At 70.8% G+C, this 4,236-nt stretch carries 3 protein-coding genes and 3 pseudogenes; 1 reads left to right on the top strand and 5 read right to left on the bottom strand.

The window, feature by feature from the left end; translation table 11 throughout:
- Nucleotides 1-12: 12 nt before the first annotated feature.
- The gene (locus tag STRIP9103_RS17605; RefSeq protein WP_009313823.1) at nucleotides 13-780 is read right to left on the bottom strand and encodes a prolipoprotein diacylglyceryl transferase; all 768 of its coding nucleotides are present in this window, start codon (nucleotides 778-780) and stop codon (nucleotides 13-15) included.
- Here STRIP9103_RS17605 and STRIP9103_RS52785 point away from each other — a divergent pair.
- Nucleotides 665-1,699 (top strand): annotated as a pseudogene (locus tag STRIP9103_RS52785) (serine/threonine-protein kinase); the annotation flags it as partial. The gene STRIP9103_RS17605 and the pseudogene STRIP9103_RS52785 overlap by 116 nt on opposite strands.
- 29 nt (nucleotides 1,700-1,728) lie before the next feature.
- Here the strand turns inward: STRIP9103_RS52785 and STRIP9103_RS46595 are convergent.
- The 4 genes and pseudogenes from STRIP9103_RS46595 to STRIP9103_RS46590 form a co-directional block, all read right to left on the bottom strand.
- Nucleotides 1,729-2,364: pseudogene (locus STRIP9103_RS46595) on the bottom strand (GntP family permease); the annotation flags it as partial.
- A gap of 129 nt (nucleotides 2,365-2,493) precedes the next feature.
- On the bottom strand, nucleotides 2,494-2,904 hold the full coding sequence (locus STRIP9103_RS17590) for a RidA family protein (RefSeq protein ID WP_009313827.1): 411 nt from the start codon (nucleotides 2,902-2,904) through the stop codon (nucleotides 2,494-2,496).
- Between the two features lie 46 nt (nucleotides 2,905-2,950).
- Nucleotides 2,951-3,712, bottom strand: coding sequence for an IclR family transcriptional regulator (locus STRIP9103_RS17585; protein ID WP_009313826.1), 762 nt, complete (start codon nucleotides 3,710-3,712; stop codon nucleotides 2,951-2,953).
- A pseudogene (locus STRIP9103_RS46590) lies at nucleotides 3,709-4,014 on the bottom strand (PfkB family carbohydrate kinase); the annotation flags it as partial. The gene STRIP9103_RS17585 and the pseudogene STRIP9103_RS46590, both read right to left, overlap by 4 nt.
- Nucleotides 4,015-4,236 lie beyond the last annotated feature (222 nt).

The following is a 4,236-nucleotide window of genomic DNA, read 5'->3' as shown; positions in this document are numbered from 1 at the left end:
CCCCATGCCACTTCAGTCGTCGCTGTCCTCGGACTCGGCCTGGCTGTCAGCCTTCGTGGACTCGGCCGGGTCCTTTTCCTCGCCGTCCTCGAAGTACGCGTCCAGGACCTCGTCGATCTCGGTCTCCCACTTCTTGTGGTCCGACTTCGACTTCGCCTCGATCTCGATCGGATACCAGCGGCGGTCGGGGGTGTGGACCGTCACGGTGAACCGCTTGCCGAAGCGCGGCGACTCCGTCTCGATCGCGCCGATCTCGTCCCAGCGGAACTCGCACTCCTGGTCGTCCAGCTTCAGCCGTACGCCCCTGCGGTCGGCGACGATCCTCGCGCGGCGGTCGGACGCCTCGAAGACGGGCCCGTCGGCCGTCTCGGCCTCGGAATCCTCGTCGCCCGGGTCCACCTCGTCAGCGCCCGAGTCCGCCTCCTCCGCGTCCGCGTCTGTCTCGTCCGAGACGGAGGCCGTGTCCTTCTGGACGTCCTTCTCGACGTCCTTCCTGGCGGAGAGCTTGGCGGCGGGCTTCGCCCTGCCGACCGCCTCCTCCTGCTCCGGGGCAGCCTCGTCCTGCTCCACGGTCTCCACCGGCTCGGCGGATTCCGTCGGCTTTGTGTCCTCCGGCTCCTCCTGCTTCTCCTTCTTCACGGACACCGGGGCCGTGAGTCCGGGGATGTGCGACGGGTCGACCGCGGCGGCGGCCAGGGGCTGGCTGTTCGAACCAATGCGCTGCTCCACAGCGGGCAGTATGGTCGACGATCCTGTGCCGGGAACAGTCGGGCCAGGCATATGTCCACATCTGGGTTCCGCGACCTCGCCCCCACCGGGGAACCGGGCGCCGCGCGTATGCGTCGTGTGGCATGGGCATGAGCATGCGGGACGGCTGGCAGCGGGGCGAGCAGGGGGACCGGGCGTGAACGGCGGCGCTGGTGGGGGCGAGAGCGAGGGCCGGGGACAGGGTCGGAGTCAGGGCCGTGAGCAGGACCGGGGGCAGGGTCCCGGCATACGGGGCGTACGGCAGGGGCAGGGGCAGGGCACCGGCATACGCGTACGGCCGCTGGGAGCCGACGATCCGGAGGCCATCGGTCCGTATCGCCTGCTCGGGCGGCTCGGGTCCGGTGGTATGGGCCGGGTCCATGTCGCGCGGTCGCCCGGTGGGCGGCTCGTCGCCGTCAAGACGTTGCTCGCCGAGGGTGTGGTGAGCGAGTCGGACCGCAGACGGTTCGCGCGCGAGGTGCGGCTCGCCCGGCGGGTGGGCGGTGTCTGCACGGCGAACGTCGTCGACGCCGACCCGGACGCCGAACGGCCCTGGCTCGCCACCGAGTTCATCCCCGCCCCCGCGCTCGACGACCTCGTACGCGGCTGCGGTCCGCTGCCGCCCGACGCCGTGCCGTGGGTGGCGGCCGGGGCGGCGGAGGCACTGGTCGCGCTGCACGAGGCGGGGGTCGTGCACCGGGACGTCAAGCCGGGGAACATCCTGCTGCCGCCGGACGGCCCACGGCTGATCGACTTCGGCATCTCGCACGCCGTCGACATCACCCGCACCACGCTCACCCTCGGCACGATCGCCTACACCTCGCCCGAGCAGGCGCGGGGAGAGGAGACGACCGCCGGGTCCGATGTCTTCTCCCTCGGCGCCACCCTCTTCCACCTCGCCACTGGCCGCCCGCCGTACCGCGACACCGGCGACACCCTGCGGCTCCTCGCCCAGGTCTCACGCGGCGACCGCGACCTGTCCGGGATGCCGCAGACGATGCCCATGAGGATCACCCAGCCGAGGTCCACATGGAGCAGGCCCGCCGCCGCCACCGGACCCGGGTGCGGGGGCAGGAACGCGTGGGTCATCGACAGGCCCGCGAGCAGGGGCAGGCAGTAGAGGAGGATCGACTTGCCCGATCGTTTCGCCGCCGCGTAGACGATCGGGGCGAGCACGGAGACGCCGACGTCGAAGAAGACCGGGATACCGAAGATCAGGCCGGTCAGGCCCATCGCGAGCGGCGCCCGCCGCTCGCCGAAGAGGTTCAGGAGGCGGGACGCCAACACCTCGGCTCCGCCGCTGACTTCGAGGATCGCGCCGAGCATCGTGCCGAGGCCGATGATGATCGCCACGTGGCCGAGGATGCCGCCCATGCCGGACTCGATCGTCGAGACGGCGTCGCTTCGCTGGACCGTGCCGAAGAGTTCTGTGACCGACAGGCCGGAGAGGAGCCCTACCGCTATGGAGACGGCCAGGAGGGCCACGAAGGGCTGGAGTCTCGTCCTGATGATCAGGAAGAGGAGGAGGGCGATGCCCAGGGCGGCGACGGTGAGGAGACCCGCGGTGCCGTCTATGAGGAGGAGTAGGCCGCCGGTGTGGGGTGGGGTTTCGGGCATGGGGGGGTCCTCGGAGTGGGTTCATTTTGTTTTCGGGCAGGGTGAAGCGTCGTACGGGGTGCGGGGGTTGTGGGGGGTGGTGCGGGATGACGAGCGGGTGCGGGATGACGGGCGGGTGCGGTGTGGGCGTCAGCTGTCCAGTACCGCCAGTGCGTCGATCTCGATCAGGAGGCCGGCCGGGAGGCCCACGTACACCGTCGTGCGGGCCGCGGGGGCCGTGGTGAGGTGTTCTTCGAAGTAGTTGTTGTAGATCTCGTTCATCTCGGCGAAGTGGGCCGTGTCCGTGAGGTAGACGCGGATCATCATCACGTCGTCCCAGGTGGCGCCGCCCTCCTCCAGGACCGCCTTGACGTTGGCGAGGGTCTGGAGGGTCTGCTCGCGCAGGGTCGGGCCGGCCGGTGTGGGCGGCTTTCCCTCCTCTGCGGGGAGGAAGCCGACCTGGCCCGCGACCTGGAGGATGTTGCCCTTCCTGACACCGTGGGAGAACTTCGCGGGGGGTGTGGTGTGCGTCTTGGGGGTGATCGCGGTCTTCTCGGTCATGGGGTGCCCTTCGAGTCGTTCATACGGGGTTCGTCATAGGCGTCGTTCATGCGGGGTTCGTCGTAGGTGTTCTGCCTGAGTACTCGCCGCTGATCGCGTCCGCCGTGCGGCGTACCAGGGGGAGGAGGGTGAGGAGTTCGTCGGCGGTGACCACGACGTTGGGGGCGGAGACCGACATCGCGGCCACGACCCGGCCGTCGGTGCCGCGGATGGGCGCGGCCACGCAGTTGATGGACTCCTCGTGGCCGCCGAGGTCGGTGGCCCAGCCCTGTTCGCGGACCTTCGCCAACTCCTTGAGGAAGGCGAGGGCGTTCGGGGTCGAACGGGGCGTGTACATGGGGTAGTCGAGCTTCTCCGCGAGGGCCCGGCGCTCGGGTTCCGGGAGGTCCGCGAGCAGCAGCTTCGCCACGGCCGCCACCGTGATCGCGACGGGCTTGCCGATCCGCGAGTACATGCGGACCGGGTAGCGGCTCTCCACCTTGTCGATGTAGAGGACCTCGTTCTCCTCGTAGACGGCCAGGTGGACGGTGTGGCCGCACTGTTCGTTGAGGCGTACGAGGTGGGGGTGGGCGATCTCGCGGACGTCCAGGTTCTCCACGGCCTCCTGGGCGAGGGCGAAGAGGCGGGCGCCGAGGCGGTAGCGCTGGTCGGACTGGCGGTAGACCAGGCCGTGCTCGTGGAGGGTGCGCAGGAGGCGCAGGGCCGTGGACTTGTGGACGCCCAGGCGGTCGGCGACCTGGCCGAGGTCGGCGGGGCCCTCCGCGAGCAGCGGCAGGATGCTCAGCGCGCGGTCGACGGTCTGGCTCATGGGGTGCGTACCTCCTCCTCGGCCCGGTCCGGTGCCTTTGTCCAGCCGGGGCCGAGTCGAAGTCTCCCCCAGGTGTCGTCGTCCAGGGAGGTCAGGCGGTCGGCGTGGGCGCGGGAGGGTGGGTCGGCCAGGTCGCCGGGGGCGGTGAGGGTGGCGGCGGCCATGAGGTGGCCTTGGCGGAGGCGGGCCTTGGCGGGGAGGCCGCGGAGGGTGGCGGAGAGGAAGCCGGCGGCGAAGGCGTCGCCTGCGCCGGTCGCTGCGGTGACGTGGACCGTGGGGGCGGGGGCGGAGATGACGGTGTCCGGGGTGGGGCGCCGTCCGGTCGATGTCGTCTCGGGTTCCGTTGTGTGCGGTTCCGTTGTGTGCGGTTGCGTTGTGTGCGGTTGCGTTGTATGCGGTTGCGTTGTGTGCCGGGGCGACGCCGTCGTGGGCCGGCACGCATGCCGGGGGCGCGCCGTCTCCGGTTCCGTTGTGTGCCGGGACGACGCCGTCGTCGGTTCGCCCGTCGTGGGAGTGGGGTCGGG

The sequence above is a fragment of the Streptomyces ipomoeae 91-03 genome, from assembly GCF_000317595.1.
Lineage (GTDB): Bacteria > Actinomycetota > Actinomycetes > Streptomycetales > Streptomycetaceae > Streptomyces > Streptomyces ipomoeae.
This window is presented reverse-complemented; position numbering and strand designations above follow the sequence as displayed.

Bases quoted from the DNA above. Each gene is read 5' to 3' on its own strand.
- STRIP9103_RS17590 (WP_009313827.1), bottom strand. From the start codon at position 2,904: ATGACCGAGAAGACCGCGATCACCCCCAAGACGCACACCACACCCCCC.
- STRIP9103_RS17585 (WP_009313826.1), bottom strand. From the start codon at position 3,712: ATGAGCCAGACCGTCGACCGCGCGCTGAGCATCCTGCCGCTGCTCGCG.
- STRIP9103_RS17605 (WP_009313823.1), bottom strand. From the start codon at position 780: ATGCCTGGCCCGACTGTTCCCGGCACAGGATCGTCGACCATACTGCCC.